Source organism: Micromonospora sp. NBRC 110038 (assembly GCF_020884815.1).
In the GTDB taxonomy this organism is placed as follows: Bacteria; Actinomycetota; Actinomycetes; order Mycobacteriales; family Micromonosporaceae; genus Micromonospora; species Micromonospora haikouensis.
In genome coordinates this window covers 227,889-254,236 of sequence record NZ_BBOL01000006.1, presented here as the reverse complement: position 1 = coordinate 254,236, position 26,348 = coordinate 227,889, and the positions used below count along the sequence as shown (strand labels likewise).

At 74.3% G+C, this 26,348-nt stretch carries 23 protein-coding genes; 6 read left to right on the top strand and 17 right to left on the bottom strand.

The window, feature by feature from the left end:
- Positions 1-226: 226 nt before the first annotated feature.
- From LPU61_RS22240 to LPU61_RS22230, 3 genes are all read right to left on the bottom strand, one after another.
- Positions 227-1,753 carry a glutamine synthetase family protein gene (locus tag LPU61_RS22240; RefSeq protein ID WP_229405981.1) on the bottom strand — a complete coding sequence of 509 codons (1,527 nt, stop codon included), beginning with the start codon at positions 1,751-1,753 and terminating at the stop codon, positions 227-229.
- On the bottom strand, positions 1,746-3,074 hold the full coding sequence (locus LPU61_RS22235; RefSeq protein WP_229405980.1) for a Rieske 2Fe-2S domain-containing protein: 1,329 nt from the start codon (positions 3,072-3,074) through the stop codon (positions 1,746-1,748). Before LPU61_RS22235 ends, LPU61_RS22240 begins: the two co-directional genes overlap by 8 nt.
- Positions 3,075-3,169: 95 nt before the next feature.
- Positions 3,170-4,117, bottom strand: coding sequence for a PDR/VanB family oxidoreductase (locus LPU61_RS22230; RefSeq protein ID WP_043968463.1), 948 nt, complete (start codon positions 4,115-4,117; stop codon positions 3,170-3,172).
- A 216-nt stretch (positions 4,118-4,333) separates the two neighbouring features.
- On the opposite strand from LPU61_RS22230, the gene LPU61_RS22225 reads away from it, so the two are divergent.
- The 3 genes from LPU61_RS22225 (at position 4,334) to LPU61_RS22215 (ending at position 6,127) form a co-directional block, all read left to right on the top strand.
- Complete coding sequence (locus tag LPU61_RS22225; RefSeq protein WP_198956737.1) at positions 4,334-5,053, top strand: GntR family transcriptional regulator; 720 nt, start codon at positions 4,334-4,336, stop codon at positions 5,051-5,053.
- A 73-nt stretch (positions 5,054-5,126) separates the two neighbouring features.
- Positions 5,127-5,483, top strand: coding sequence for a cupin domain-containing protein (locus LPU61_RS22220; RefSeq protein WP_043968460.1), 357 nt, complete (start codon positions 5,127-5,129; stop codon positions 5,481-5,483).
- Complete coding sequence (locus tag LPU61_RS22215) at positions 5,480-6,127, top strand: cysteine hydrolase family protein (protein ID WP_229405979.1); 648 nt, start codon at positions 5,480-5,482, stop codon at positions 6,125-6,127. The genes LPU61_RS22220 and LPU61_RS22215 overlap by 4 nt, the downstream gene beginning before the upstream one ends.
- A gap of 49 nt (positions 6,128-6,176) precedes the next feature.
- Here the strand turns inward: LPU61_RS22215 and LPU61_RS22210 are convergent, their stop codons facing one another.
- The 11 genes from LPU61_RS22210 to LPU61_RS22160 all read right to left on the bottom strand — a co-directional run bounded on the left by LPU61_RS22210 (position 6,177) and on the right by LPU61_RS22160 (position 20,329).
- Positions 6,177-7,187, bottom strand: coding sequence for a phosphotriesterase (locus LPU61_RS22210; RefSeq protein WP_229405977.1), 1,011 nt, complete (start codon positions 7,185-7,187; stop codon positions 6,177-6,179).
- Between the two features lie 10 nt (positions 7,188-7,197).
- A complete protein-coding gene (locus LPU61_RS22205; protein WP_043968455.1) occupies positions 7,198-9,114 on the bottom strand; it encodes a primary-amine oxidase in 1,917 nt (638 codons plus the stop codon).
- A 79-nt stretch (positions 9,115-9,193) separates the two neighbouring features.
- The gene (locus LPU61_RS22200) at positions 9,194-10,306 is read right to left on the bottom strand and encodes an FAD-dependent oxidoreductase (protein ID WP_229405976.1); all 1,113 of its coding nucleotides are present in this window, start codon (positions 10,304-10,306) and stop codon (positions 9,194-9,196) included.
- Entirely contained in the window at positions 10,303-11,541 is a 1,239-nt protein-coding gene (locus LPU61_RS22195) for an aminotransferase class V-fold PLP-dependent enzyme (RefSeq protein ID WP_158499203.1), read from the bottom strand. The genes LPU61_RS22200 and LPU61_RS22195 overlap by 4 nt, the downstream gene beginning before the upstream one ends.
- A 136-nt stretch (positions 11,542-11,677) precedes the next feature.
- Positions 11,678-13,126, bottom strand: coding sequence for an aldehyde dehydrogenase (locus LPU61_RS22190; protein WP_043968451.1), 1,449 nt, complete (start codon positions 13,124-13,126; stop codon positions 11,678-11,680).
- Positions 13,116-14,174 (bottom strand): hypothetical protein, encoded by a 1,059-nt coding sequence (locus LPU61_RS22185; protein ID WP_043968449.1) that lies wholly within the window; start codon positions 14,172-14,174, stop codon positions 13,116-13,118. The genes LPU61_RS22190 and LPU61_RS22185 overlap by 11 nt, the downstream gene beginning before the upstream one ends.
- A 28-nt stretch (positions 14,175-14,202) precedes the next feature.
- Positions 14,203-15,264 (bottom strand): ABC transporter ATP-binding protein, encoded by a 1,062-nt coding sequence (locus tag LPU61_RS22180; RefSeq protein WP_229405975.1) that lies wholly within the window; start codon positions 15,262-15,264, stop codon positions 14,203-14,205.
- Positions 15,261-16,109: an ABC transporter permease gene (locus LPU61_RS22175; RefSeq protein WP_229405974.1), complete on the bottom strand. Its 849-nt coding sequence runs from the start codon at positions 16,107-16,109 to the stop codon at positions 15,261-15,263. Before LPU61_RS22175 ends, LPU61_RS22180 begins: the two co-directional genes overlap by 4 nt.
- A 1-nt stretch (position 16,110) precedes the next feature.
- Positions 16,111-16,986, bottom strand: a complete 876-nt coding sequence (locus LPU61_RS22170; protein ID WP_229405973.1) for an ABC transporter permease — start codon at positions 16,984-16,986, stop codon at positions 16,111-16,113.
- A gap of 226 nt (positions 16,987-17,212) precedes the next feature.
- Positions 17,213-18,568 carry an amidohydrolase gene (locus LPU61_RS22165; protein WP_229405972.1) on the bottom strand — a complete coding sequence of 452 codons (1,356 nt, stop codon included), beginning with the start codon at positions 18,566-18,568 and terminating at the stop codon, positions 17,213-17,215.
- Between the two features lie 33 nt (positions 18,569-18,601).
- Positions 18,602-20,329 carry a gamma-glutamyltransferase family protein gene (locus LPU61_RS22160; protein ID WP_229405971.1) on the bottom strand — a complete coding sequence of 576 codons (1,728 nt, stop codon included), beginning with the start codon at positions 20,327-20,329 and terminating at the stop codon, positions 18,602-18,604.
- Between the two features lie 158 nt (positions 20,330-20,487).
- Here LPU61_RS22160 and LPU61_RS22155 point away from each other — a divergent pair, with 158 nt between their 5' ends.
- Positions 20,488-21,249: a sulfite exporter TauE/SafE family protein gene (locus LPU61_RS22155; protein WP_229406070.1), complete on the top strand. Its 762-nt coding sequence runs from the start codon at positions 20,488-20,490 to the stop codon at positions 21,247-21,249.
- A gap of 58 nt (positions 21,250-21,307) precedes the next feature.
- On the opposite strand, the gene LPU61_RS22150 is transcribed toward LPU61_RS22155, so the two are convergent.
- Positions 21,308-21,811, bottom strand: a complete 504-nt coding sequence (locus tag LPU61_RS22150; RefSeq protein ID WP_043968436.1) for a RidA family protein — start codon at positions 21,809-21,811, stop codon at positions 21,308-21,310.
- Positions 21,812-21,875: 64 nt separating this feature from the next.
- On the opposite strand from LPU61_RS22150, the gene LPU61_RS22145 reads away from it, so the two are divergent.
- Together LPU61_RS22145 and LPU61_RS22140 are read left to right on the top strand one after the other, a co-directional pair.
- Complete coding sequence (locus LPU61_RS22145; protein WP_043968433.1) at positions 21,876-22,376, top strand: RidA family protein; 501 nt, start codon at positions 21,876-21,878, stop codon at positions 22,374-22,376.
- Entirely contained in the window at positions 22,373-23,650 is a 1,278-nt protein-coding gene (locus LPU61_RS22140; RefSeq protein WP_229405970.1) for an MFS transporter, read from the top strand. The genes LPU61_RS22145 and LPU61_RS22140 overlap by 4 nt, the downstream gene beginning before the upstream one ends.
- A 30-nt stretch (positions 23,651-23,680) precedes the next feature.
- Here LPU61_RS22140 and LPU61_RS22135 read toward each other — a convergent pair whose 3' ends face one another.
- Positions 23,681-24,700: a phosphotriesterase gene (locus LPU61_RS22135; protein WP_043968429.1), complete on the bottom strand. Its 1,020-nt coding sequence runs from the start codon at positions 24,698-24,700 to the stop codon at positions 23,681-23,683.
- An 85-nt stretch (positions 24,701-24,785) separates the two neighbouring features.
- Entirely contained in the window at positions 24,786-26,321 is a 1,536-nt protein-coding gene (locus LPU61_RS22130; RefSeq protein WP_229405969.1) for a gamma-glutamyltransferase, read from the bottom strand.
- Positions 26,322-26,348 lie beyond the last annotated feature (27 nt).

Here is a 26,348-nt window from a genome sequence, read left to right as displayed (position 1 = left end):
CTTGTTCAGCTGTCGCACCGGCACCCCGCCGCCGTGGATCCATTGAACACCTGATTGGATCCCGAACTCAAGATGTGCATCCATTAAACTCGGGTCTCGCTACGGCTACGGACGTGTTTCGTGCCCAGCTCAGCGGCGTCGCAGCGACGCCGTCGGCCGCGCCAACGGACCGGAGCCGGCAGCACAGCCGGACCGGGGCCGCCAGACACCGCCGGGCCGGGCACAGTCAGAACAGCCCGAAGTACTCCCGCTGCTCCCAGTCCGAGACGTGCAGCAGGTAGCGCTCGTACTCGGCCCGCTTGAGGCGGGCGTACCAGTCGACCACCACGTCGCCCAGCGCCGCCCGGAACACCCCGTCGGCCTCCAGCGCGGCCACCGCCTCGCCGAGCGAGCGGGGCAGCGGCGGCGCGGCGGCGTCGTACGGGTTCGTGGTCGGCGGCCGCAGCTCCAGGTCGCGGGTGATGCCGTCGAGGCCGCTGACCGCCTGCGCGGCGATGTAGAGGTAGGGGTTGGCCGCCGGCTCCCCGGAGCGGTTCTCCAGCCGGGTGGCCGGGTCACCCGGGCCGCCGACGGCCCGCACCATGGCCCCCTTGTTGTCCACCCCCCAGGCGACCCGGTCCGGGGCCAGCGAGTGGCTCTGGTAGCGCTTGTAGCCGTTGACCGTCGGCGTGGTGAACGCCGCCGCCGCGGCGGCGTGGCGCAGGAGCCCCTCCAGGTAGGCCCGGCCGGTCGCCGACAGGGGCCCGGCGTCGTCGGCGTCGGGCACGAACGCGGCCCGGCCGGTGCGCAGGTCGGTCAGCGACTGGTGCAGGTGCCAGCCGGTGGAGGCCGTCTCGGCCCCCTGCGGCCGGGACATGAACGTCGCGTGGAAGCCGTGCCGCCGGGCGATCTGGCGCACCGCGCTGCGGCACACCACCACCGCGTCGGCGGTCGTCGCGGCGTCGGCCGCCGCCATGGTCAGCTCCAGCTGGCTCGGCCCGAACTCCAGCTCGATCGAGCGCAGCGGCAGGTCGAGCGAGGTCAGCCCGGTGTAGAGCGCCTGCACCAGCGCGTCGAGGCCGTCGAGCGCCTCCTCGTGCAGGAGTTGCGCGCCGGGCGTCGTCGGGCCGACCGGGGCGGCCGCGCCGGGCGCGCCGGGCCGGCCGACCCGGTCACCGGTGAGCCCCGCGCCGGCCGCGCGGAAGACGTGGAACTCCAGCTCGGCGCCGACGGTCATCCCGTAGCCGCGCCCGGCCAGCGCGCCGACCTGGTCCCGCAGCAGGCTGCGGGTGCAGAAGGGCACCGGCGAGCCGTCCGGGAAGCGGACGTCGCACAGGACCCACCCGGTGCGCTCGGCCCACGGCACGACCCGGAAGGAGGTCGGGTCCGGCACGAGGACGATGTCGCCGGCACCGGCGAAGCCGGCGACGCCGACCCCGGTGTCGGCGGCGAACACCGGGAAGACCGACTTGCCCGAGGTGTCCTTGAGCAGCAGCGAACTGGGGGCGGTCAGGCCCGAGCGCATGACCGCGGCGACCGCGGACCGGGCGATGGTCTTGCCCCGGACGATCCCGTGCTGGTCGACGAAGCCGAAGCGGATCATCTCGATGCCGAGCTCGTCGATCACCCGGCGCATCTGTGCGGCGGCGGCGTACTGCCCCTCGGACCACAGGTCGTGCCGGTCGACGAAGCCGCCCCGGTCCTGGGCCAGCATCGGTCGGGCGCTGGCCCCGCCGCCACCGGCGGAGACGTCGCGCTCGTCGGCGTTACGCACCGGCCACCTCCGGCTGCGGCCGGTGCCACGGCGACCGGCTGCGGCGTTCGGCCTCCTTCTCCCGCCACCGCTCCTGCCAGCCCTCGCTGGGCGAGACCATGTCGACGGCCAGCGGGCCGACCAGCCGGGCCGCCTCCGCCTCGTCGAGCGGGTGCGCGGGCAGCGCGCCGCCGGCCTGGAAGGCGTCGATCGCGCGCAGCAGCAGCCGGCGGTTGGCGGTGACGGCGCGGTCGGACACGCCGAGCCGCTCCACGGTCCGGTCCTGGATGCGGCCCATGCTCTCCACCGCCCACTGGTCGTGGACGTTGATGTCGAGCCCCATCCCCGTGTACGTGAGGTCGCGCTGCTCGGCCGGGTCGAAGCCCCAGTTGTTCGACCGGTTGCGCAGCGGGCGGTAGTCGGGCAGGGAGACGTTCTCCAGCCGCTGGCGCAGCAGCGTCTCCTTGTCGGTCCGCTCGGCGAAGTCGTAGAAGATCATGAACCAGTGGTGGTTCTCGTCGTCGATCGGCACGTGCCACTGGGTGAAGACCTTGTCGTTGCCGAACGGCACCACGAAGGCGTTGGGGAACAGCAGGTTGGTCACCCGGACGTGCTTGTGCTGCTCGGTGAGCTGGCGGATCGCGAAGACCCGCAGCCCGTGCTCGGCGCTCTCCACCTCGATGTCGGGGCGGTAGTGGTCGCCGACCAGCTTCGACAGCTTGGTGCCGGTGCCCTCGACCTCCTCGCTGAACTGCTGGCCGTAGACGTCGCGGGGGTCCTCGCCGACGAACCGGTGCAGGAAGGAGACGTGGCTCGGGTCGATGCCGCCCTCCAGCCCCTGCAGCCAGTTGCACTCCCACAGCCCCTTGAAGGCGAACGTGTACTCGTCGGGCGCGGTGAAGCAGTCGTACGCCGGGAAGGGCGGCGGGTCGCCGGCCCCCAGGTAGGCGAAGACGATGCCGTTGCGCTCCACGCACGGGTAGTTGGCGATCCGGATCTTGTCGAGGAACTGGCTGTGCGGGGGCTCGGCGGGCTGCTCCACGCAGCGTCCCTGCGCGTCGTAGAGCCAGCCGTGGTAGAGGCAGCGCAGCCCGCCGTCCTCCAGCCGGCCGTAGGAGAGGTCGACCCCGCGGTGGGCGCAGAAGCGGCTGATCAGCCCCCAGCCGTCGGCGCGCCGGAACAGCACCAGGTCCTCGCCGAACATCCGGATCGCCTTGACCGGGCGGTCGTCGGGCATCTCCGACACCAGCGCGGCCGGCTGCCAGTAGGCCCGCATGAGGCCGCCCAGCGGGGTGCCGGGCCCGGTCCGGGTGAGCTTCTCGTTGTCTGCCTGTCGCAGCACTGCTTACCTCCGCGGTTGGGGAATGGGGGTGGAGCGGGGAGCGGGTGCCGGACGCCCGCCGGCGGCGGTCGGCAGGGGCGGCACCTCGGGGCGGCTCACAGGTCCAGGACCAGCCGGTCGCCGGCGGCGCGGGAGACGCAGACCATCAGGCAGTCCCCCGCCGCCCGTTCCTGGGCCGTGAGGACGTGGTCCCGGTGGTCGACGGCCCCCGCGAGGACCCTGGTCTCGCAGCTGCCGCAGATCCCCTCGTGGCAGTCGTTGACGATCTCGACGCCGGCCTCCAGCAGGACGTCCAGCGCGGACCGGTCGGCGGGCACCGTCACCTCGACGCCGCTGCGGTCGAGCCGGACGGTGAAGGCCCCGGCCGGCTGCGGCTGCGCCGGCACGGGCGCGGAGAACAGCTCGGTGCGCAGCCGGTCGGGGCGGCCGGCCGCCTCCGTGGCGGCGCGCAGCCCGGCCAGCAGCCGGCTCGGGCCGCAGGCGTAGACCAGCGCGTCGGGCGGCAGCCCGTCGAGCAGGTCGCGCAGCTCGGGCCGGGGCCCGTCGTCGGCGGCGTGCACCCGGATCCGGTCGCCGTAGGGGGCGAGCTCGTCGAGGAACGCCATGCCGCGCCGGCTCCGGCCGAAGTAGTGCAGCCGGGAGGCGGCCCCCCGCCGCCGCGCCTCGGCCAGCAGCGGCAGGAGCGGGGTGATGCCGATGCCGCCGGCCACGAACAGGTAGCTGCCGGCGGGTTCCAGCGCGAAGTGGTTGCGCGGGCCGCGCAGCCGGACCCGGTCGCCGGGGCGCAGGTGGTCGTGGACCCAGGCCGAGCCGCCGCGGCCGGCGGGCTCGCGCAGGACCGCGATCCGCCACCACGGGGCGCCGGGCTCGCCGCACAGGGAGTACTGCCGGGTGGAACCGTCGCCGACCACCAGGTCGACGTGCGCCCCGGGGGTCCAGTCCGGCAGCGGCGCGGCGGCGTCGGCCGGGACCAGCTCGACCGACAGCACACCGGCCGCCTCCAACCGGAGCGCGCGGACGACGAAGGGTAGTTCTGTAGACACGGGCCCCCTCTCATTGGATCCAATGTTACTTTCTTCGGATCCGTTACGGAAGCAAACACACCCATGTCGGGGTCACGTGGGTCCACGCATCCTCCACCCTGCTATCGTGGTGTGACCCAACGGGCAGGTTTGGTCGCCAACGCGGCGTTCCGATGCTCCGCCGCAGGTGAGCGGCCGGGGGGCCCGGATCGATCGACGCAGAGGGAGAGTGGCCGGTTGACCACCGAGGAACTGGCGGCAACCCGCAAGACCGGCGCCGCCCTCGTCGACGACCTCGCCGAGCAGATCCGCAACCGGATCATGACCGGCGAGATCCCGATCGGCGCCCAGCTGCGCCAGGCCGAGCTGGCCAGCAACTTCGGCGTCTCCCGCACCCCGGTCCGCGAGGCGCTGCGCCAGCTGCAGACCAGCGGCCTGATCGAGGTGCTGCCCAACAAGGGCGCCGTGGTCAGCGTCCCCGCGCCGTGGGACGTCCGCGAGGCGTACGAGGTGCGCGCGGAGCTGGAGGCGCTGGCCGCCGCGCGCGCGGTGCGCCGGATCACCCGCGACCAGATCGACCAGCTCCGGGCGGCCAACCAGGAGATGTACGACCTCTCCGTCGCCGGGCGCGGCGACGGCGTGCCCGCCCAGCACGACCACCGGCGCAGCAACGACGTCTTCCACACGCTGATCGCGAGCATCTCCGGCAACGCCCGGCTGAGCAAGGCGATCAACGACATCAACGAGACCTTCCCGCGCAACGTGTCGGCGCAGTTGATCGTCAACGACAGCCGGCACCGCGACGAGAACTTCCAGGAGCACGAGCGGATCCTGGAGGCGCTGGCCGACGGCGACGCCCAGCGGGCCGCCGACCAGATGCGCGAGCACGTCATCAAGGCCGGCGAGCAGCTGGCCCGCTGGTACGAGCTGCGCTCCTCCACCGTCTTCCGCGGGTAGAATTGGATACAATCTAGCCGTCATGGCATCCACTGAGTTAGCCTGGGCCTGTTCCCCGCACTCAGGAGGTCACATGACGCTCACCACCGTCCCCCGCACGGCCACGGGGCTCGAGGAGAAGCCCCTCGGGCCCCCGAGCGCGCAGCCGCTCAGCGGCGAGATCCTCGTCCGCAGCCGGGTGGACTTCACCAACGAGGCGCGCACCGTGATCTCCGGCGTCTGGGAGAGCGACCCGGGCACGTCGCGCTGGGAGTTCCTCACCCGGGGCGAGATCATCCACGTCGTCTCCGGTCGGATGACCGTCCAGCGCGACGGCGAGGAGCCGGCCGAGGTGACCGCCGGCAGCACGGCCTACTTCCCGATCGGCTGGTGCGGGACGTGGACCGTCCACGAGACGCTGCGCAAGGTCTACGTGGTGTTCAAGCCATGACGAACCCGCCGCCGCCCGCGATCGTGGGCAACGCCGTACTCGTCGTGGTCGACATCCAGGGCGGCCCGGTGCCCGACGAGGAGTCCCGCTCCGAGATCGCCCACATGGGCGGCCGCCGGGAGCGCGCCGACCGGGTGGAACGCCTCATCGACGCCTGCCGCGAGCACGACGTCCCGGTCGTCTTCATCCAGGAGGTCCACAAGCCGAGCCTGGTCGACATCGGCCGCGAGCTGGACGGCGACGAGGGCCCGCACTGCGTCGAGGGGTGGCCCGAGACGGAACTCGCCCCCTGGGTACGGCCACGCCCCGAGGAGTTCCTCATCCGCAAGCGGCGCTACTCGGCGTTCTTCGGCACCGAGCTGGAGATCGTGCTCAAGGCGTACCGGGCCGGGACGGTGCTGCTGATCGGCGGGCTCACCGACGTGTGCATCCACTACACGGCCGTCGACGCCCACCAGCACGACTACCGGGTCCGGGTGCTGACCGACTGCGTCGGCGGCTCCTCCCGCGAGGCGCACGACGCCGCGCTGCGCGCCGTGCGGTACCTCCAGCGCGACGCCCTCGTCACCAGCGACCAGGTCTTCGCCTGGCTGGCCGCGGGCAAGCCGACCGCCGACGTCGCAGGCGGGCCGGCCGCCGGCTGAGCACACACGTGGCCGGGGCGCCCCCGCAGGAGCGCCCCGGCCACCGGCCTCACCGGCCGAACATCGCCCGCCGGGGATTGTCCACCGTCATCATCGTGAGCACCTCGGGCTCGATGCCCGCCGCCACCGCGTACTCGGTGAACTCCTCGAACAGGAAGCACATCCCCGGCCCGCCCAGCTCGGCCTGGTGGGACCGCTGGCTGACGTCCTGCGACAGCAGGATCTTCGCGGCGAAGCCCCGGTCGACGAGGTGCCGGAGGTAGTCCACCCGCCGCCGCAGCTCCGGCACGACCACCTGCCCGCCGCTCTTGCAGGCCATCATGCAGTCGTACTGGACGTAGACGCCCCGGTGGAGCAGGTCCAGCGAGTAGCGCACGTCCTTGACCGTGTCGGTGTGCCCGATCACGATCCGTTCCGGGTCGACGCCCTCGGCCGTGAGGATGTCGATCTGCGCCTCGCCGGTGGGGTAGGTGGGCGCGTGGGTGCTCACCAGCGCGCCGGTCTCGACCGCCGCCCGGCCGGCGGCCCGGAACGAGCGCTCCTCGTTGGCGGTGATCCTCGGCTGGTCGGAGGCGATCTCCCCGATCAGGCCGGCGCGCACGCCGGTGCCGGGGATCTCGTCGAGCAGGTCCGCGACCAGGTGGTCGGCGATCTGGTTGGTGCTGGTGCGCTCCCACCAGCCCTGGTCGAGGTACGCCTCGAAGTAGTGCCCCGTGCCCAGCACCACGGTGACGCCGGTGCGCTCGGCCAGTTCCCTGGTCGCCAGCACGTTGGCCACCGAGCGCGACCCGGTGACCGGGTTCTGCACCTGGTGGGCCGGGTCCCGGTCGTAGTAGACGGGCGCCGCGTACGCGCTCAGCTCACCGTTCGTGACGTCCCACAGGGTCTTCCCGCCGCGTTCGACGAACCGGCGGATGTCGCGCTCCCGCTCCTCCCACACCGTCATGAACCCGTCCCGCGACTCGGTGCGGGTCAGGTTGGCGAAGACGTGCTCGTGGGGCAGGGTCAGCCCGAGGTCCTCCGGGCCGATGGGCCCGGTGACCGACCACACCTGGTCCATGCCGCGCCCCCTAGTGACAGCAGGCGTCGTCGGCGCCGGCACCGTGGCGGCGTGGGGCCGGCAGGTCCAGCGACGGGTTCCGGTCGAAGAAGCCGTCCGGCTCCAGCCGCATGCCGATGCGGTGCACCGCCATGATCGGCCACTCCTCGGGGCGGGGGTCGTGGTGCACGCCGACGACCGGCCACAGCACGAGTTCGACGCCGTCGAGCGACCGGTTCGCCTGCTGCCAGGCGGTGATGCCCTCCGCGCCGAGCGGCGCCTGGTTCGGGTACTCGCCGGCGATGAACCGCTCCGTCGGCTCGTACGGCGTGGCCCAGAGCTGCTTGGCGACGAATGGCGCCTTCCGTTCCACGATGCTGCCGGGCCGGGCGTAGAGCCGGGCGGTGTTGGGCAGGGTGAGCCGGTAGCCGGTCTGGTCGCCGTAGCGGTTCGTCCGCGAGGTGCTCTCGACCAGCCAGTGCACCGCCTGCGCCGGGTTGGTGTTGCGGGCCGCCTCGGCCTCCGTGGTGATCGGCGTGCGCACCATCCGGCAGGCGTTGCCGTACGGGTTGAGCGCCTCGTCCGGCTCCACCTCGGCGTGGATCTCGTAGAGCCGGTTGAGCGGGCCGTCGACCCCCATGTCCAGCCGCAGGCCGAAGTAGTGCTGGTGGTTGGGGGCCTGCACGTTGGGGGCGACCAGCCGGCCGTAGCGGGGCGTCTGCCCGTCGTCGATGCCGGAGACCGACATGACGCCGGTCAGCTTGATCTCCAGGTCGATCATGCCGTCCTGGTAGAACGACCAGTAGAAGCCGTAGTCGTAGTTGGCCACGGTGGCGAAGAAGGAGATCACCAGGCGGCGGCTGCGCCGCACGTCCGCCTCACCGGTGCGGGTGTTGACGTGCTTCCACAGGATGGAGAAGTCCTCCTCGTGCAGGCAGACCGCGTTCTTGATGGTGCGCGCCTCGCCGTGGCCGTTGAGCACGGCGGTGTCGAAGTAGCGGATCTCCCCCAGGCAGTCGCAGCCCAGCTCCAGCGACGCGGTGAGCGGGCCGGCGCCGTACTCGCCCCAGTCGAAGAAGTTCTTGCGGTACGCGGTCGGGTCGCTGTCGAGATAGGGCACGTACATCTCGCTGACGGCCGCCCGGCGCACCACCGGTCGCGCCTCGTCGCCGTCGTGGTAGACGACGTCGTGCAGCACCAGGCCCTCGCGGTGGGTGAAGCCGACCCGGAACGACCAGTTCTGCCAGGTAACGAGCTGCCCGTCGATGGTGAAGCCCGGCCCCTCGGGCTGGACGATCTCCAGCGGCGCGACGTGCCGGTCCGGCCCCCAGGTGCCGGAGCGGTAGTTGCCCGTCTCGGAGGCCATCGGGAGCACCCCGTGGTCCTCGATCCGGACCACCTCGAGGGTCTCCAGGTCGATGATCGGCACGAGCCCGGCGACGGGCCGGGCGTAGCCGTTGTCGTCCTCGCTCACCCGGTGCCAGACGGTGCCCCAGGACAGCCGCCGGCCGACCAGGTCCTCGGGCTCGAAGCCGGTGATCGACTCGGGGTCGACCCAGACCAGCGAGACGTCGGTGATGCCGCGCCGGGCCAGCGCCGCCTGGAACGCGGCGTCCTCGCGGCACGCCTGGGCGACCATCCGGGCCTCCTCGCTGGAGACGCCGGGCCGCTCGGCGTCGACCGGCGTCCAGGAGGCGATCGACGCCGGCCGGTCGGTGCCGGAGGTCCACGCGCCGACCTCCCAGGCGGCGTGGGCGTCGGGGTTCATCACCACCAGCCGCACCGGCCGGCCCTGCCCCGGGGCGAGGGCGCGGGCCAGTCCCTCCTCGACGGCGATCCCCCAGTAGCGCGGGCGCTTGCCGATCCGCGGATCGTCGCCGACCAGCGCGACGACCTCGGCGATCTCGGCTGCGGTGAGGGGGTCGTTCCAGTGCGCTGCGGTCGTCATGAGTCCTCCACGGGGTGCGGGATGCGGGCGGCGGGCACCGGCCCACCGGCGGGGGACGCCGGGGCCGGCGGCGCGGGCGTCACGGGTCGAGCCGGCGTCGTACGCCGACGAAGTCGAGGTCGCGGCGGTCGTCGCCGCCGCACAGGTCGGCGACGGCCGCGCCGATCGCCGGGGCGAACTTGAACCCGTGCCCGGAGCACGCGGCGGCGACGACCACCGGCGGGGCCCAGGGCAGCCGGCCGAGCACGAACCGCCGGTCCCGGGTCATCGTGTAGAGGCAGGACGCGGCCTCGACCACGTCGCGGCGCGGGTCGGCGGCCACGCCGGGGACGTAGCGCGCCATCAGGTGGCACAGGTCGCCGATCTCGTCGGCGGTCGGCGGCGCGGCCGGCCGCTGCGGGTCCCAGACCTCACCGGCGTCGACGCCGGCCTTGAAGCCGTTGCCGGCGGCGTCGGGGATGCCGAAGACGAGGCCCTCGGGCCGGTCCACGGAGAAGGCGCCGAGCCGGGGCGGCAGGGCGGCCGGCTGGTCGGGGCGGAGCGTGGCGGTGACGATGCGCCACACCTCGAACAGGTCGGCGAGCTCGGGCACGACCCGGCCGACCCAGGCGCCGGTGGCGAGCACCAGCGAGCGGGCCCGGATCCGGCGGGCGGTGGTCTCGACCAGGCACCCGTCGCCGGTCGCCTGCCAGCTCAGCATGCGTTCGCCGAAGGCCAGCTCCGCGCCGGCCGCCCGGGCCCCGGCGCGGGCGACCGCCAGGGCGGTGCCGGCCTCGACGACCCCGGCGGACGGGTCGTACACGGCCCGGTAGCCGGCCGGCACGGCGAAGGAGGGCATCAGCTCCCGCAGCCGGCCCCGGTCCTCGACGACCTCGCAGCCGGGCCCCTGGAGCTGGGCCGTCCCCCGGTGGGCGTAGAGGCCGCCGGTGCGCCGCACCAGGGTCTCGCCGCTGGCCCGCTCCCAGCGCTCCCAGCCGGCGAAGGCCCGCGCGACGAGGTCGTTCCAGACCGGGTTGGGGTACGCGCGGCGGATCATCCGGGTCCGGCCGTGCGACGAGCCCCGGTGGTGGTCCTCGGCGAACTGGTCGATCGCCACGACGTCCGCGCCGCGCTGGGCGAGCTCGTAGGCGGCGGCCGAGCCGTGCACGCCGAGCCCGACGACGAGGACGTCGACCTCGGGCGGCCCGCTCACGGGTTCGCTCCCCGGGCGATCTCGGCCACCGCGCCCAGCAGCGCGTCGAGGTCGGCGTCGTTGTTGTAGACGTGCACCGAGGCCCGGACCACGGCGGGCACGCCGCGCAGGCCGAGGTCCCACTGGCCGTGGCTGGCCGGCACCGACACCGTGCGCACGCCGCGCACGGCCAGCCGCCGGCTGACCGCGTCGCTGCCGAGACCGTCGACGGTGAACGTGACGATGCCCGAGCGGCTGGCCGGCGGGTCCTGCACGGTCACCCGGTCGATGGCGGCGAGCCCCCGACGCAGCCGGGCCCCGCACGCGGTCAGGTACGCCTCGGTCGCCTCGACGCCCCGGTCGAGCAGCTGGGTCAGCGCCACCCCCAGGCCGAGCCGGCCGGCCACGGAGGACTCCCAGGTCTCGAAGCGGCGGGCCGTCGGCGCCAGGGTCCACTGGTGCGTCCCCGTCCACACCGCGCCCCGCACGTCGGGCGCGACGGGCGTGAGCCGGTCGAGGAAGTCACCGCGGAGGTACGCGAAGCCGGTGCCCCGGGGGGCGCGGAGGAACTTGCGTCCGGTCGTCACCAGGGCGTCGCAGCCGATCTCGTCGACGTCGATGCGCAGCTGCCCGACCGACTGGGTCGCGTCGAGCAGGTAGACCGCACCGGAGCGGCGGGTCAGCGCGCCGATGTCGCGCGCCGGCTCGACCAGGCCCGACGACGTCGGCACCTGGGCGACGCAGACGACGTCGCGCGGGCCGCCGGTCAGCGCCCGCTCCAGCCGGTCGAGGTCGACCGCGCCGTCGGGGCCGCTGGGCAGGACGACGAGCTCCGCGCCGGTCTCCCGGGTCAGGCTGAGCAGGTGCAGGGCGTGGCTGACGTAGGTCGAGCGGGCGACCAGCACGCGGCTGGTCGCGTCCAGGCGGAGCGCGTCGACGATGACCCGCAGGCCGGTGCTCGCGCTGTCGGACAGGGCGATCTCCTCGGCCCGGGCGCCGACGAGACGCGCCGCCGAGGCGTACACCTCCTCGATGCGGCCGGCGACGGCCGCGGCGGCCTCGTAGCCGCCCTCGGTCTCCTCGCGCCGCAGGTGGGCGACGACCTCGTCGACCACCGCGACCGTCGGCAGGGCGGAACCCGCGGAGTTGAGGTGGTGCGCGTGGCGCACCCCGACCGTCTGCGCCCGTTCCCGGGCGACGTCCACGGGTCGCACGAGGGTGCCGAGCCGGTCGACGTCCGCGTGGTCAGCGTTCACCGAGAGCTCCACCGTCGACCGCTCCCCCAACTCCCGACATGGGATCCAGAAAGACCGAATGTGGATCCCATCGTACGGCACGATCTCCCACGCTCGCCAGCCTCATGGATACTATCTCCCTCAGAATGGATACGATCTACAGGCTGACGACGACGGCCTTCGACTCCAGATAGCCGTGCAACGCCTCGTCGCCGAGATCGCGGCCGACGCCCGACTCCTTGCGCCCGCCGAAGGAGAGCGCGGGGTCGAACACGTTGTAGCTGTTGACCCACACCGTCCCCACCTCCAGCTGGGCCGCGACGCGGTGCGCCCGGCTCAGGTCGGTGGTCCAGACGCCGGCGGCGAGGCCGTACGTCGAGTCGTTGGCGATCCGCACCGCCTCAACCTCGTCGTCGAAGGCCAGCACGCCGACCACCGGCCCGAAGATCTCCTCCCGGGCGATGACCATGTCGTTGGTGACCCCCGCGAAGACGGTGGGCGGCACGTAGAAGCCGGGGCCGGCCGGGGCCGCGCCGCCGACGAGCAGCTCGGCCCCCTCGGCGCGCCCCTGCGCGACGTAGCCGAGGACCCGCTCGCGCTGCTCCGCCGAGACCAAAGGACCCACCGAGATGCCCCCGGCCAGCCCGTCGCCGACCGGCACCCGCGCCGCCGCCTCGGCGAGCCGCCCCGTGAACTCGGCGAGGACCGCGCGGTGCACCAGCAGCCGGCTGCCCGCCGTGCACATCTGCCCGGAGTGCCCGAACGAGGCGCGGAGCGCGGTGGTGACGGCGGCGTCCAGGTCGGCGTCGGCGAAGACGATGTTGGCGCTCTTGCCGCCCAGTTCGAGGGTGACCCGCGCCAACCGCCGGGTGGCCGCGGCGCCGACCAGCCGGCCGACCTCCGTGCTCCCGGTGAAGGAGACCTTGGCGACGCCGGGGTGGTCGACCAGGGCCGCGCCGACGCGGCCGTCGCCGGTCAGCACGTTGAGCACCCCGGCGGGGACCCCGGCGGCGGTGATCAGGTCGGCGAGGCGCAGCATCGTCAGCGGCGTCTGCTCGGCCGGCTTGACGACCACCGAACAGCCGGCGGCCAGCGCCGGGGCGATCTTGAAAGCGCCGGTCATGATCGGGAAGTTCCACGGCAGGATCAGCGCGGCCACCCCCACCGGCTCAAGCGTGGTGTAGACGTGGTGCGCGCCGGGGTCGATCGGGACGGTGCTGCCCAGCAGCCGGCTCGGCGCGCCGGCGAAGTGCCGGAAGGTGCGCGCGGCGGTGGCCACGTCGGCCCGGGACCGCTCGATCGGCTTGCCGTTGTCGCGGGTCTCCAGGATCGCGAGCTCCTCCAGCTCCGCCTCGATCAGGTCGGCGACCCGGTGCAGGATCCGGGTCCGCTCCAGCGGCGGCAGGCCCACCCAGCGCCGGTCGGCCAGGCTCCGCCGGGCCGCGCCCACGGCCGCGTCGACGTCGGCCGGGGTGGCCTGGACGGCCCGGGTGAGCACCTCCTCGGTGGCCGGGTCGACGACGTCGAACAGCTCGCCGCCGGGGTGCCACGCCCCGTCGACGAACAGCGCCTGGGTGGGAGCGAGGGCGGGCAGCTCAGCGCGCATGGTGGGCCTCCTCGGCCGGGGTGGTGGTCGGGTCGACGGTCGGGGACGGCCGGTCCAGCAGCCGGCGCGGCTCGTGGGTCACCATGGCCGCCAGCCGGTCCGGGGCGACGCCCCGGCGGACCAGCTCCGGCAGGACCCGGGTGGTGAGGTGGTCGTAGCCCTCGCCGCCGTAGCGGCGCAGCTGGGCCTTGGTCCACACCGAGCCGCCGAGCACCCACCGGCCGTCGGGGCGCGCGGCGAGGAACGCCTCGAAGAAGTCCAGCCGCTGCCCGTCGGACGGGTTACGCATCCGCCCGACGTGCTGGCACTCGGTGCCGAAGCACATCTCCAGGGTCGCACCGGTGTCGAGCAGGTCGTGCCAGTAGGCGGCGTCGAGGTACTCGTCGGCGTTGGTAAGCAGGATCCGGTCGGCCGGCAGCCCGGCACCGGTCAGCTCGGCCACCACCTCGACGCCGGTGCGGCTGTCGCCGTCGAGCCGGACGCCGACGCTCGCCCCGGCACCGGCGGCGGCGACGGCCGCCGCCCGCAGCCGGGCCCGCTCGACGGCGGGGAACGCCGCGGTGGTGCCCATGATCCCGAGCAGGGCGGCGCGGTAGTCGGTGCCCGGGACCCGGTCGGTCAGCGCGCCGTGCAGGAGGCGGTGCACCCCGTCCTCGTCGAGGTCCCGCGCCCAGCCTGGCAGGGTCGGCGTCACGTACAGGCCGTACGCCACGGCGACGTGCACGCCCGCGGCCCGCGAGATCGCCGGCAGGGCCGGGTGGTCCGGCCCCAGCCCGATGCTGGTGTCCTCGACGACGAGGTCGACGCCGCCGGCGGCGTGCCGCAGCTCCGCGGCGGCGAGCCGCGGGTCGTCCAGCCGCAGGTTGTCGGCCAGGGCCAGGGCGTTCCACCGGAGGAAGCCCAGGTTGGCCGTCGTCACCCGCTGGTCGGCGGGGGCCGGCTCCGCGCCGGGGCGGCTCAGCGCGCTGGCGTCACTGAGCAGATGCTGGTGCATGTTGACCCGGCCGACGCCGGCCGCCGCGACGGGCCCGAGGACCGTCTCGATCATCGCCGCCGCCCCGGCCTGCCCGCCGCCATCACGCGACCAGCTTGAGCTGCTCACCCACGGCGGCCGGGTGGATCACGTGGACCCGGTCGGAGTCCGCGCACCCGAGCGTGACCTCGCTGCCGGGCAGCAGCGCGCCGGCGTCGGTGTGCGGCGGCAGCGAGCAGACCACGCTGCGCCCGGCCGGGGTGGTCACCTCCAGCCGGAAGCGGCTGCCCTGGAAGCTGAGCAGGCGGACCACGCCGCGCACGTGCCAGCGGTCGCCGAGCTGGCCGGCGTCGAGCACGACCAGGTCCTCCGGGCGGACCACCGCCGTGCCGGTCGCCGGTGCGCCCGAGTCGACCGGCAGCGGCCCCTGCCGGTCGGCCGGGAAGAGGTTGGCCTCGCCGAGGAAGCTCGCGACGTACTCGTCGACCGGCCGGCGGTAGAGGTTCTCCGGCGAGTCGACCTGCACGAGCCGCCCCTCGTGCATGATCGCCACCAGGTCCGACATCGTCATCGCCTCGGCCTGGTCGTGGGTGACCGCGACGGTGGTGATGCCGACCTGCTGCTGGATCCGCTTGATCTCGACCTGCATCCGCTCGCGCAGCTGCTTGTCGAGGGCGGCCATCGGCTCGTCGAGCAGCAGGATGCTCGGGTCCGAGGCGAGCGCGCGGGCCAGCGCCACCCGCTGCCGTTGGCCGCCGGAGAGCGACGCCGGGGCCCGGTCCACCATGCCGCCGAGGTCGACCAGGTCCAGCATCTCCTGGACCACGCGCCGCCGCTCGGCGCTCGGCCGGCGGGCCGCCCGCAGCGGGAAGGCCACGTTCTCCCCCACGCTCATGTGCGGGAACAGGGCGTACGACTGGAAGACGACCCCGACCCGGCGCTTGCGCGGCGGCCGGCGCTCGACGTTCTCCCCGTCGAACAGCACGTGCCCGGAGTCGAGCTGCTGCAGCCCGGCGATGACGTTGAGCAGCGTGGTCTTGCCGCTGCCGCTGGCGCCGAGCAGCGTCACGAACGTGCCCGGCTCGGCGTCGAGGCTCACCCCCCGCAGGACCTCGAACTGGCCGAGGGTGACGTGGACATCCTTGATCGACAGCGCGATGCTCATGCGGTCGCGGCCTTTCGGGAGAGACGCCGGGCGCGGGCCGACCGGCGGTTGGAGAACAGGCTGTAGCCGCCGAGCAGCGCGACGGCGAGCATCGAGACCAGCGTCGAGGCGGCGGTGAGCTGCGGCGACAGCTCCTCCTGCGACGCGGTGAGCATCTGCAACGGGAGGGTCTTGACGCCGATCGGGGTGAGGAAGACCGAGAGGACCACCTCATCGAAGATCACGGCGAAGGCGAACACCGCGCCGGCGAGCATGTGGCCCACGATCATCGGCAGGTCGACCCGCCAGATGACCATCGGCCACGAGGCGCCGAGCGTGCTGGCCACCGGCCGCAGCGCGGGGTCGGCCTGGCTCAGGCCGGAGGAGACCATCACGAAGACGTACGGCACGGCGAGCAGCGCCTCGCCGAGGACCAGCAGGGCGAGGTTGTCCTGCAGGGCCTCGGCCCGGAGGCTGACCGAGTAGAGGCCGACGGCGTACGCGACGGGCGGGATGGCCATCGGCACGATGAAGAGCGTGCGCACCCAGCTGCGCGCCGTCCGCGAGCGCAGCCGGGTCAGCGCCAGCGCGCCGAGGGTGCCCAGCGCCACCGAGATGACGGTGCCCAGCCCGGCCACCCGCAGCGACACCTTGAACGCGTCCATCCACTCCAGATCGTTGAGCACCCCGGAGTAGGACTGCAGGGAGAAGCCGTCCGGCGGGAAGATGATGAACGAGGTCTCCGTCCAGCTGGTCGCCACGACGACCAGGAACGGCACGTAGAACAGCAGGCTGGTCACCAGCGCGACGACCAGGATGGGCAGCCGGTACCAGCCGAGGCTGCGGCGCAGCGGGGAGTCGGTCATGTCAGCCCCACCTCTCGCTGACCTTGAACAGCCGGTCGGCGACCAGGTAGATGGCCACCGTGCCGCCGACGAGCAGCAGGCTCATCGCCGCGCCGACGTCGGCGCGGTTGGCGGTGTTGAGCTGGGCGTTGATGATGCCGGACATGGTCATGTTGGCGGGCCCGCCGAGCAGCAGCGGGGTCACGTAGAAGCCCAGGCTCATCACGAACACCAGGACGCCGCCGCTGATCATGGCCTGACGGATCGCCGGCAGCACGACCGCGCCGAGGGTGAGCAGCGGCCCCGCGCCGAAGACGGTGGCGGCCTTGAGCTGCTCGCGGTCGAAGCCGATGACGGACGCCAGCACCGGCAGCACGGCGAACGGCAGCATCACGGCGATCATCGCCGGGTACATCGCCGCGGTGCTCTGGTAGAAGTCGATCGGCTCGCTGCGCAGGTGCAGCAGCTCCAGCACCCAGAAGAGCGCGCCGGTCGGGAGTTCGAGGAGCATCCAGCCGATCGTGCGCACCATGACCGACGTCCAGAGGGAGATCAGCAGGCCGCCCATGAGCAGCGCCTTGACCCACACCGGCCCGACGGCGATGGCGAACGCGTAGCAGGTGCCGACGACGACCGTCGCCACGGTCACCACCGCCGCGAGCAGCAGGGTGCGCCACACGGAGTCGACGAAGACCTCCATCCGCAGGGACTCGGCGAAGGCGTTGCCCTCGCCGGAGAGCGCCTGCTGGACCAGCGCGACGACGGGCCCGGCGACGGTGAGGAGGAAGAACACCAGCGGCGGCCACAGCAGACAGCGCCGCTCGGCGGCGGCGCCGTCCGCCATGGGCCTGCGCCGTCGGGTGGTGGCCGGCGCGGCGAGAGCCTGTTCCATGGTCATCTTGGCGCGCTCCGCTTCGCCGCCTGCGCTGCCCCGACGTACGCTGCGAGCTGGGGTTGCGGCCGATGAGTCATCCGGTTTCCCTTCCACCGAAACGAACTGCATTGGATCCACGGTATTGCTTTATGGATCCCGTAGCGTCCCACGTGCGTTGCCGATGTGTAAACAACCGCGACCCGTCCCGTCGACGGGAGGTGGCGGGCCCCGGCGGGTGCCGGCCCGGCGCTCATGCCGGCGCCCGGTGGACCGTCCGGCCGCCGACCACCGTGCGCAGCACCCGCAGGGTCGGCAGCTCGTCGGGCGGCACGCCCAACGGGTCCCGGTCGAAGGCGACCCAGTCGGCCAGCCGGCCGGGCGCGAGGCGGCCCCGCCGGTCGCCGTCGAAGGCCGCCACGGCGGCCGTCGCGGTGTACGCGGCCAGCGCCTCCGCCACGGTGATCGCCTCCTGCGGGGCGAGCGGCTCCGCCCGGCCCCGGACCCGCCGGGTGACCGCCGACCAGATCAGCTCGCGGGGGTCGAACGGGAAGAACGGGCCGTCGGAGCCGAGCGCCACCGGGACCCCCGCGTCGAGCCAGGAGCGCAGCGGGTTCATCCGTTCCGCCCCCGCGCCGAGCTGCGCGACGAGGCCGGCGGCGTTGCGCAGCGGGATCGACGGCTGGGCGGCCAGGACGACGCCGAGGCGGGCGGCGAGGGCCATCGACTCCGGCTCGACCTCCAGGTAGCCGTGGATGATCTGCCACTGCCGGCCGGCGATGGGGTGCTTGCGGTCGGCCTCGGCGAAGCAGTCGAGCACCGTGGCGATCGCGGCGCCACCGACCGCGTGCACCCCGACCGACCAGCCCTCGGTGGCGCAGAAGTCCACCAGCCGCTGGAACTGCGCGGTGGGCAGGCGCTGCCGCCCGGTGGAGCCGTTGTGCGGCCACGGCGTGCGCCGCAGCGCCTCGCCCTTCATCGCCTCGCCGTCGAAGTAGACCTTGATGCCGCCGACGCGCAGCAGGTCGTCGCCGTCGCCGGTGCGCAGGCCCAGGCCCCGGAGCCAGTCGATCGCCCCGTCGACGTCCGGGTCGGCGAACCCGCCCACCTCGGGGTACGGCATGGCCACCACCCGCATGGTCAGCTCGCCCCGCCGCCGGCTCTCCTGGTAGCCACGCAGCTCCTCGGGGGTCGCCGCGGGGTCGATGATCCCGGTGAAGCCGAGCTGGTGCATCAGCGGCTGCACCAGCCGCAGGGCGGCGGCCCGGTCGGCGGGGGTCGGTGGCTGCGGGCCCCACCCGGCTTCGAAGCCCCTCTCCCGCATGGTCGCGATCACCAGGTCGAGATCGTGGGTGGCGTCGCCGAGGTCATGGATGATCTTGAGGCCGCCGCGCTGCATGTGCAGGTGGGTGTCGATGAGGCCGGGGGTGATCGTCGTGCCGTCCAGCTCCTCGACGCCGACCCCGGCGGGGCAGGCGGCGAGCACCTCGGCCAGGGTGCCCACGGCGGCGATCCGGTCGCCGTCCACCGCCATCGCCTCGGCCAGCGGGCGCGCCGGGTCCATCGTGTGGATCCGCCCGGCGACCACGTACGGGGGTTCAACGTTCACCACGATCTCCTCACGGAGCTGCTCGAAGGGCGGTCAGGACACGTACGCCGCCGCCGGCTGGCGCGGATCGGCCGCCGCCTCCAGGAAGCCGGTGCGGGCATTGCGGTAGATCGCCTCCACGGCCGCCGCGTCCCGGGTGAACGCCGGCCAGGACCGCACGTCGTGCCCCCTGGCCCGCAGCGCCTCAAGGGTCCCGGCGGGGAACCGGTCCTCCAGGAACAGCCGGGACGGCAGGTAGTCGAAGGGGGCGAACGAGTTGGGGAAGCTCCAGGTGGAGAAGCGCGGCGCGTTCACGGCCTCCTGCAACGGCATCCCGAAGTGGAAGGCGTTGAGGAAGACCTGCACCATCGCCTGCACCTGCATGTCGCCGCCGGGGCAGCCGAACGGCATGACCGAACCGTCGTCGCGCACCACGATCGCCGGGTTCGGGGTGAGCCGGGGCCGCTTGCCCGGGGCGACGCCGGACGGGTGCGCCGGGTCGGGCCGCGACTGCATGCCGCGCAGCGACGGCACGAACCCGGTGCCGGGGATCACCGGCGAGGTGGAGGCACCGTCCGACGGCGTCGCCGAGAACGCGTTGCCCCAGGCGTCGACCACGCAGACGTACGAGGTCGCCCCCTCGCCGACGACCGGCAGCTCGTCGTAGTCCTTGGGCTCGGGCAGCGGCTGCGGCGCGCCGAAGATCAGGTCGGGCAGGCCCGGGTGGGCCCGGTCGGCGTCGATGCCGGCCGCGCGGGCCACCGCGTGCGCGGTCGACAGCAGCCGCTCGACGTCGACGTCGACGAACGCCGGGTCGCCGTAGAGGTGCTCGCGGTCGCTGAAGACGCCCTTGAGCGCCTCGACGACCAGGTGCACGTACCCGGGCGAGTTGTGCTCCAGCCCCTGCAGGCCGTACGCCTCGAGGATCTGCAACGTCTGGGCCAGCGTGGGTCCCTGGCACCAGGCGCCGCAGGTCAGCACGGCGAAGTCGCGCCAGCGGGTGGTCAGGACGGGCTCGCGGCGGCAGCGGAAGTCGGCGAGGTCCCGCGCGGTGAGGTAGCCGCCGTTCTCCCGGTGGTAGGCGACCATCCGCTCGGCCAGCTCGCCCTCGTAGAAGACCGCGCGGGCGGCCTCCAGGCCCGCCAACCGGCCGCCGGTCGTGGCCGCCTCCGCGTCGGCCATGAGCTGGATGCTGCGGGCGAGATCGGTCTGGACGAACCGCTCGCCGACCCGGGGCGGCCGGCCCTCGGGCAGGTAGATGGCCGCGTTCGCCGGCCAGTTGCGGTAGCCGCGCTGCCGCGCGGTGATCCCCTCAACCAGCAGCGGGAAGGCCGCGAACCCGTCGCGGGCGAGCCGGATGGCGGCCTCGGCGACCTGGCCGAAGCTCATCGTGCCGTAGTCGCGCAGCGCCGTGATCCAGGCGTCGGGGGCCGCCGGCACGACGGTGCGCAGCAGGCCGCGCGGGATCGTGCCGGCGTGCTCGCGCAGGAAGAGGTCGGCCGGGATCCCCGCGGGCCACACGCCGAGGCCGTCGATGCTGACGGTCGTCCCGTCGGCCATCCGGATCATGATGGGGGCCACGCCCGCGAAGTTGACCTCGTCGGCGTGCAGGACGGCCAGCGCCATGCCGGCGCAGCAGCCGGCGTCGACGGCGTTGCCGCCGGCGTCGAGGATCGCCAGGGCGGCGGAGCTGGCGAGGTAGTGCCCGGACGAGACGGCATGCCGGGTGCCCAGGACGGTCGGGTGGGGTACGTGCCAAGCCGGAGCGCTCTCGTGGCCCATCGGGCTCCTCTTCGTCAGCGGCGCCTGTGCCGTCTGGACAGGGCGGGTCGGCGGGACCCGGCGGGGGCGGGTCCGGCGCCGGAGGCCGGGGTGGCCTTCCGCGCCCGAGTGATGTATCCATGCTACATGACATTGGATCCAATGCGCGAGTGCCAATCGTGACCCCGCCCCAGGCCGCCCTCCTGCTGCTCGCCGGCCTGGCCGGCGGCATCGTCAACGCCGTCGCCGGTGGCGGGTCGCTGGTCACCTTCCCGGCGCTGCTGGGCATCGGCCTGCCGCCCGTGTCGGCGAACGTGACCAACGCGCTGGCCGTCGCGCCCGGGTACGGCGCCAGCGTCCTCGGCAGCCGCGCCGACCTGGCCGGGCAGGGCCGGCGGATCCGCCGCGCGGTGCCGACGGCCGTCCTCGGCGCGCTCTGCGGCACCGTGCTGCTGCTGGTCACGCCACGCGCGGTCTTCGACGTCGTGGTGCCGTTCCTGGTGCTCGGCGCGACCGCGCTGCTGGCGTTCCAGGGCCGGGTGCGCGCGATCGCCGGGCAGCCCCGGGCCCACTCCCCCCGCCGGGCCGGCGCGGCCCTGCACCTGGCCGTCTTCGGCTGCGGGCTGTACGGCGGCTACTTCAACGCGGCGCTCGGCCTGCTGCTCATCGCCGGCCTGGCGCTCGTCCTCGACGACTCGCTGCGCCGGGTCAGCGCGCTGAAGAACGTCCTCTCGGCGACGGTGGGCGTGGTGACCATCCTGGTCTACGGCGCGTTCGGGCCGGTCAACTGGGCCGCCACCGGGGTGCTGGTGCCGGCGACCATGCTCGGCGGCTTCCTCGGCGCCCGGCTCGCCCGCCGGCTGCCGCCCGCCCTGCTGCGCGCGGTCATCATCGCCTTCGGCACGGTCGTCGGCGGCGTGCTGCTGGTCCGGGCGTTCTGACCCCGCGCGGCCGGGGCGGGCGACCGCCGCCGGCCGCGTGCCCCACCCGGAGGGCGGGTCAGGAGTCGGCCGCGCCGCGGGTCTCGACGACGGTGAGGATCTCGAAGACGTTGCCGCCCGACAGGCTCAGCACGCCGACGCTCGCCGAGGTGGCCCGCCCGACCCGGTCGCCGAAGACCTCCACGAAGAGGTCGTTCGCGCCGTTGGCGACCAGGTTGACGTCGCTGAACTCCGGGGTCGTCACGACCAGGCAGAGGGTGCGCACGAAGGAGGTGACCTCGTCGAGGGAGCCCACCGCGAAGCGGATCAGCCCGAGCACGTTGACGGCGGTGTAGCGGGCCGCCTCGTAGCCCTGCTCCGGCGTGACGGTCGCGCCGACCCGGCCCGGGAACACCTTGTTGCCCTGCCGGTCCTCCGGGGTCATGCCGCCGAGCGTGAGGGTGCGGCCCGACCGGTGGAACGGCTTCATCGCGCCGTACCGCTCGCCGTAGGGCGGGTCGGCGTAGTCGGGGATCACCAGGCCCAGCTCGGCCACGCGCTGCTCAGGGGTCGGGGTCGTCATGCCAGCCTCCTCCGGTTAAAGTGGATCCACTCTAACCATCTTCGGATACAAAGCGGGAGAGTCTGTGGCCAGTGCGGAGCAGAGAGTCCGGGAACTCGGCCTGGAGATCCCCGACTACGCCGACCCACCGTACGGGCGGCGCTACGGCCGGCTGAAGCCGTTCCACCGCATCGGCGACCTGCTCGAACTCAGCGGGCTCACGCCCGAGAACCGGGCCGGCGAGCGGCTGCACCCCGGGGTTGTCGGAGTCGACGTCACCGTCGCGCAGGGCTACCAGGCGGCCCGGCTGACCGCGATCCACACGCTCGGGATGATCCGGCTCGCGCTCGGCTCGCTCGACAACGTGGTGGGCCTGTCCCGCGCCCTGTGCTTCGTGGCCTGCCCACCGGGGTTCGAGCCGCTGCACGAGGTGTCCAACGGCGCCACCGACCTCTTCGTCGAGGTGTTCGGCGACGAGATCGGCAGCGTCGGCCGGGCGTCGATCGGCGCGACCGCGCTGTCCCGGCGCAACTGCTTCGAGCTGTGGCTCAGCCTGGAGTGCGCGCCGGAACCGACGGCGTCATGACGTCGCCGCGCGACGTCACCCGGACCGTACCCTTCTGGCTCCTCTTCGCCGCCTCGACCCTGGGCGCGATGACCAACTCCGCCAGCACCCCGATCATCCCCGGCTACGTCGAACGCGTGCTCGGCGGCGACGCGTCCCTGTCCGGCGTGCTCATCTCGCTCAGCGCGGTCGCCTCGATGGTCGCCATGCCCGTTGCCGGGCTGCTCGGCGACCGGCGCGGCTACCGGGCGGTGGCGTTGGCCGGCGGCGGCACGGCGGCGCTCGGGATGCTCCTGCTGGCGGCGGTGCCCTCCCTGTGGGGCGCCGGCCCCGCCCGGCTGCTGTTCGGCCTCGGCAACGCCGCCGCGATGACGCTCGTCATGGCCTGGCTGGTCGCGCTGGCGCCCACCGGGCAACGCGGCCGGGCGTTGAGCGTCTTCGGGCTGAGCGTGTGGCTCGGGCTCGCCGTCGGCCCGCAGGTAGGCGTGGCGGTGAACCAGGCGGTCGGGCCCGCCGGCGTGTTCGCGCTGTGCGCCGCCCTGGAGGTGGCCACCGTCGTGCTCGTCGCCTGGCTGCCCCGGCCGGCGCGGCCACCGGCGGCCCCCCGCAGCCGGCGCGCGGGCGCGGTGCGGGGCTCCTTCCGCGCGGTCTGGGTGCCGGGCGTCGTCGCCGCCGCGGCCTGGTGCGGCGAGGGGCTGATGCTCGGCTTCCTCCTCGTCCACCTCCAGGCCCGGGGCGTGCCGGCCGGCGGCGTCACGGGCGCGGCCTCCGTGTTCGCCGTCTTCTCGGTCAGCGTCATCGGCGCACGGATCGCCCTGGCGGGCCTGCCGGACCGGATCGGCCCGGTCCGCGCGACCGCGGTCTCGCTGTGCGCGCTCGCGGCCGGCCTGACCACCATGGGCCTGGCACCGAACTTCTGGGTGGCCGCAGCGGCCCAGGTCCTGATCGGCATCGGGTTCTCGCCGCTGTACCCGTCGCTGACGATGCTCGCCGCTCGGGGCCTGGACGGCGCGAACCAGGCCCTCGGCCTCGGCCTGTTCTCCAGCTTCACCGGCCTCGGCTACGCCGGTGGGGCGCTCGTCGGCGGGCTCGTCATCGCCGCCGCCTCGACGGGCTGGGCGTTCCTCCTCGTCGCGGCGCTGCAGGTGGCGGCGCTGGTCGTCGTCGCGGTCTTCGCCCGCGAAGCCCCGCCCGACCGGCCCGGCGCGGCACCTGGCCGGCCCGGCGCGGCACCTGGCCGGCCCGGCGCGGCACCCGACCTGGCCGACGGGGTACCCGGGCCGGCCGCCGGCTGACGACGCGACCCGGGCCCCGCCGGGCAGCGGTCAGGGGCGGTCCAGCAGGCGGCGGGGATTGCCGACGAGGATCGTGTCGACGACGGTGGGGTCGCCCCCGGCGAGGTCGGCGATCGCCGGGCCGATCCGGCGGAAGAGGTGGTCGTAGCCGTTGCCTCCGTTGCGGCGGAGGTTCGCCTGCGTCCAGACGTCCGCGCCGATCACGAGCTGCCCGCCGAACCCCTCGCTCAACAGCCACCCGACCATGTCGAGCCGCTCCGCGTCGGTGGGATTGCGCAGGGCCGGCGTGCCGTAGTAGAAGTCCGAGCCGAACGTGTCGTAGGCGAGCACGGCGCCCGCCTGGGCGATCTCGCGGTGGTAGCCGCGGTCCCACCGCTCGTCGAGGTGGCCGATGACCACGCGGTCCGCCGGCATCCCCTCCTCCAGCAGCGCCGCCAGCACCGGTACGCCGCCCGCGCCCCGGAAGGACAGGTGCATGTAGACGGCCGCGCCGGTGCGGGCGCCGGCCCGGCCGGCGGCGCGCACCATCCGCCACTCGGCGTCGGTGATCGGCCAGCTCGTGCCGATCTCGCCGAGCAGGGCGGGCCTGATGCCGGTGTCGCCGATGCCGTCGGTCAGCTGCGCCACGAGCAGCTCGGTGAGCTCGTCGACGCCCGCCGCCCGCACGTGCGCCGGCATCGTCTCCTCCACGTAGAAGCCCGAGCCGACGCAGACGTGCACCCCGGCGCGACGCGCGATCTCCGGCAGGTCCCCGACGCGCCGGCCCATCCCCTCCAGGGTGAGCTCCACGACGGCCGAGCCGCCGGCCGCCCGCACGTGGGCGAGCTCCTCGGCGGCGACGTCGGGGTCGTGCAGGATCAGGTTCTCCTCCAGCGACAGCGCGTTCCACCGCAGGTACGACGCGAGCTGCGGGCCCATCGGCACGCCCACGGGCGGCAGCTCCCGGGGCGGCTTCGACCAGATGCGCAGATCGCTCAGCAGGTGCTCGTGCATGGACGTCGGCCCGAGCTGCTCCGGCGCGATCGGCCCGAGGACGGTGTGGATCGGCATGATGCTCCTTCTGGTCGGACTCGGACTGTGGCTCGGACTACGACCCGGACGGTGGCTCGGACTGCGACCCGGACTCGGGCAGGGCTCAGGCTCGGGAGTGGGGGCCCGGGGCCCGGGCCACCACGGCCGCGCCGTCGGCGCGGGGGTCGCTGGCGGCCTGCAACGCCGCGCCGTCGCGCCCGGCGCGGCTGCGCACGACCTGGACGTGGCCGGCGGCGTCGGCCCGGCCCGGGAACCAGGCGACGGGCAGGCCGGCGGCCCGCGCCGCGTCGACCACCCGGTCGTCCACGCCCGGCTCGGCCACCAGGGTCAGGTCGGCGTGGCCCAGGTCGACGTCGCCGACCACCCAGCGCGGCCGGGCCAGCACCTCGTCGAGCGGGCGGGCCAGGTCCGTCGTCGCGGGGACCAGCTGGGCCAGGATCCACGGCTGGGCGCGGCCGCCCTGGCAGCCCGCGACGACCGTGGCCTCGGCGGAGTGGACGATGACCGGGCAGAGCGTGTGCGGGGGCCGGGCCCCGGGCACGAGCCGCGCCGGTGACGCGGGGTCGAGGCTGAACGCCGAGCCCCGGTTGTGCAGCACGACGCCGGTCTCCGGTTCGAGCAGGCCCGCGCCGAAGGTCTGGTAGACGCTCTGCACGAGCGAGACGCTCCACCCGGCGTCGTCGCTGGCCACCACCGCGACCGTGTCGCCGTGGGCGGGCGGCTCGGCCGGGCCGGCGGCGGCCGCAGGGGCGTCGAGCCGCAGCAGGGCCGCCAGGTCGGCCCCGCCCGTGCGGGGGTCGCCGAGGAACCCGGCCCGGGCGGCGACCCCGGCCAGGCTGGCGTCGAGCAGGCGCGCCGGGTCGGGTGCGCCGTCGCCGTCGGCCACCGCAGCCGCGACGCCGAGCAGGACCGCCCCGACGGACGGGGGCGGCGCGACCGACCAGGCGCGCCCGGCGATCTCCCGGGTCACCGCCGGGCCCGTCTGCGGCCGGTAGCCGGCGAAGTCGGCGAGCGTGTGGGCACCGCCCAGGGACCCCAGCAGCCGTACGATGGCCCGCGCCGTCTCCCCCTCGTACAGATCACGCGGGTCGGCGGCGAGCCGGCGCAGCGTGGCCGCGAGCGCCGGCTGGCGCACCGTCGCCCCCTGCCGCAGCGGCCGCCCGCCGGGCGCGAACACCGACCGCAGCCCCGGGTCGGCCAACACGGTGTCGCGGCGGCTGTCGAGCGCGCGTTCGAGCCCCGCGCTGACCCGGGTGCCGGCCTCGGCGACGGCCGCCGCCTCCCGCAGCGGCGCGGCGAGCGGGAGCAGCGCGCCGAGCCGGGCCAGCTCCAGCCAGCCCGCGACGACCCCGGGGACGGTGACGGAGTGCGCACCCTGCCCCGGCATGGTCCGCCACCGCGTCGCCGGCCGGTCGATCCCGCGCGGCGCGGTGCCCGCCGCCACCACCGCCGTCGTCTCCCCCTCGGGCGAGCGGACCACCGCGATGAGGTCGCCGCCGAGGGCGCACTGGTGCGGGTAGACCACGGTGAGCATGCAGGCGGCGGCGAGGGCCGCGTCGAGGGCGTTGCCGCCGGCCGCGACGGCGCGCTCGCCGGCGCGGACGGCCTCGTGGTGCGGGGCGGCGAGGGCGACGGTCATGACCCCGACCTGCGTCGCGCGGCGACG

What these genes read in the sequence shown, in the direction of transcription:
- LPU61_RS22160 (WP_229405971.1), bottom strand. Translation starts at nt 20,329, where the DNA reads ATGGGCCACGAGAGCGCTCCGGCTTGGCACGTACCCCACCCGACCGTC.
- LPU61_RS22140 (WP_229405970.1), top strand. Translation starts at nt 22,373, where the DNA reads ATGACGTCGCCGCGCGACGTCACCCGGACCGTACCCTTCTGGCTCCTC.
- LPU61_RS22180 (WP_229405975.1), bottom strand. Translation starts at nt 15,264, where the DNA reads ATGAGCATCGCGCTGTCGATCAAGGATGTCCACGTCACCCTCGGCCAG.
- LPU61_RS22185 (WP_043968449.1), bottom strand. Translation starts at nt 14,174, where the DNA reads ATGATCGAGACGGTCCTCGGGCCCGTCGCGGCGGCCGGCGTCGGCCGG.
- LPU61_RS22205 (WP_043968455.1), bottom strand. Translation starts at nt 9,114, where the DNA reads ATGACGACCGCAGCGCACTGGAACGACCCCCTCACCGCAGCCGAGATC.
- LPU61_RS22220 (WP_043968460.1), top strand. Translation starts at nt 5,127, where the DNA reads ATGACGCTCACCACCGTCCCCCGCACGGCCACGGGGCTCGAGGAGAAG.
- LPU61_RS22130 (WP_229405969.1), bottom strand. Translation starts at nt 26,321, where the DNA reads ATGACCGTCGCCCTCGCCGCCCCGCACCACGAGGCCGTCCGCGCCGGC.
- LPU61_RS22210 (WP_229405977.1), bottom strand. Translation starts at nt 7,187, where the DNA reads ATGGACCAGGTGTGGTCGGTCACCGGGCCCATCGGCCCGGAGGACCTC.
- LPU61_RS22175 (WP_229405974.1), bottom strand. Translation starts at nt 16,109, where the DNA reads ATGACCGACTCCCCGCTGCGCCGCAGCCTCGGCTGGTACCGGCTGCCC.
- LPU61_RS22170 (WP_229405973.1), bottom strand. Translation starts at nt 16,986, where the DNA reads ATGACCATGGAACAGGCTCTCGCCGCGCCGGCCACCACCCGACGGCGC.
- LPU61_RS22135 (WP_043968429.1), bottom strand. Translation starts at nt 24,700, where the DNA reads ATGCCGATCCACACCGTCCTCGGGCCGATCGCGCCGGAGCAGCTCGGG.
- LPU61_RS22150 (WP_043968436.1), bottom strand. Translation starts at nt 21,811, where the DNA reads ATGACGACCCCGACCCCTGAGCAGCGCGTGGCCGAGCTGGGCCTGGTG.
- LPU61_RS22190 (WP_043968451.1), bottom strand. Translation starts at nt 13,126, where the DNA reads ATGCGCGCTGAGCTGCCCGCCCTCGCTCCCACCCAGGCGCTGTTCGTC.
- LPU61_RS22215 (WP_229405979.1), top strand. Translation starts at nt 5,480, where the DNA reads ATGACGAACCCGCCGCCGCCCGCGATCGTGGGCAACGCCGTACTCGTC.